The sequence below is a fragment of the Chitinophaga dinghuensis genome (genome assembly GCF_003259435.1).
Lineage (GTDB): Bacteria > Bacteroidota > Bacteroidia > Chitinophagales > Chitinophagaceae > Chitinophaga > Chitinophaga dinghuensis.
In genome coordinates this window covers 1-1,346 of sequence record NZ_QLMA01000023.1, presented here as the reverse complement: position 1 = coordinate 1,346, position 1,346 = coordinate 1, and the positions used below count along the sequence as shown (strand labels likewise).

The 1,346-nt window shown below is 38.3% G+C and carries 2 protein-coding genes; both read left to right on the top strand.

All coding sequences use genetic code 11. The annotated features are described in order from the left end of the window. Positions 1-482, top strand: a 482-nt coding sequence (locus CLV59_RS28735; protein ID WP_211324049.1) for a helix-turn-helix domain-containing protein, incomplete at its 5' end; no start/stop codon positions are given. Beyond that, complete coding sequence (locus CLV59_RS28730; RefSeq protein ID WP_111595557.1) at positions 479-1,315, top strand: IS3 family transposase; 837 nt, start codon at positions 479-481, stop codon at positions 1,313-1,315. The genes CLV59_RS28735 and CLV59_RS28730, both read left to right, overlap by 4 nt. The last annotated feature ends 31 nt before the right edge of the window (positions 1,316-1,346 follow it).

Genomic DNA, 1,346 nt, shown 5'->3' with positions numbered 1-1,346 from the left:
CAATCAGACTAGTGGAAAAGGGTCAGAGCATTATGTCCACATCGGATGACCTGGACATAAGCCCTTCATTACTATTAAAATGGTGGGATTACTATAAGGCCCATGGTCTAGACGGGCTAAAGCCATTCAGGAATCACTATTCAGGAGAATTTAAAAATCAGGTATTAAAAGCTTATCATCGGGAAAAGTTAACTTTAAGGGCTACCTGTGTGCGTTTCCATTTATCCAGTGACAGTGTTCTTTTAAAGTGGCTTTCCATTGAAAAAGAACAAGGAAATGCAGCACTATACGAAGAAAATCGAGGTAGGTCTCAAAAAATGGCAGCTAAGAAAAAAACAAATAAGCTTGCAGTTCCTAAGACACGGGAACAAGAACTGGAACAACAGTTAAAGGAATTAAAGCTTGAAAATGAGTTCCTAAAAAAGTTACATGCCTTAATTCAGCAGGAAGAAGCTATCCCAAGCAAAAAGCGCAGGTTGTGACTGAATTAAGGCATAGGGGTAATCTTACATCGTTACTAAAGTTAGCGGGTCTGGCTCGCAGCACTTATTATTACTATGTAAAAACCAATGCGGCCGAGCCTACCGATAAGGCGTTGCGAAACCGCATTTGTAAAATATTTGAACAGCATAAGGGCCGTTTAGGTTATCGCCGCATTGCTTTGGTTCTCAGACACCAGGGCAAAGTAGTTAACCGCAAAAAAGTACTGCGCCTTATGAGGGAATTAAATCTTAAAAGCCTCATTCGGGTGAAAAAATATCGTTCCTATAGAGGTGAAACCGGAAGGATAGCCCCAAATGTTTTGAATAGAAGCTTTAAAGCAGATAAACCTGCTGCAAAGTGGGCTACAGATGTTAGTGAGTTTAAAGTGGGTGACAAAAAGCTTTATTTATCGCCAATCATTGACCTATTTAATGGGGAAATTATTAGCTACAAAATGTCTGAAAGACCAAATTTTAAACTGATATGGGAAATGCTAACAGCGGCAATAACCAAATTGAAACCAACACAAACTCCTATATTACACTCTGATCAGGGCTGGCAATATCAAATGAAACAATACCAGCATTACCTTCAGGTCAACAACATTACACAAAGCATGTCCAGAAAAGGGAATGTTTTGGACAATGCAATCATTGAAAACTTCTTTGGCACAATAAAGTCAGAATTATTTTATCTTAAAAAGTATCAATCAATAGAGGAACTCAAAACAGACCTAAAAAACTACATCAGATATTATAACCGCAGTAGAATCAGACTAAATCTAAATGGAATGAGCCCGGTAAAATACCGAGCTCAGTTCCAAAATACTTAATTTTTTTATCCAACTTTTGGGGAGCAGTCCA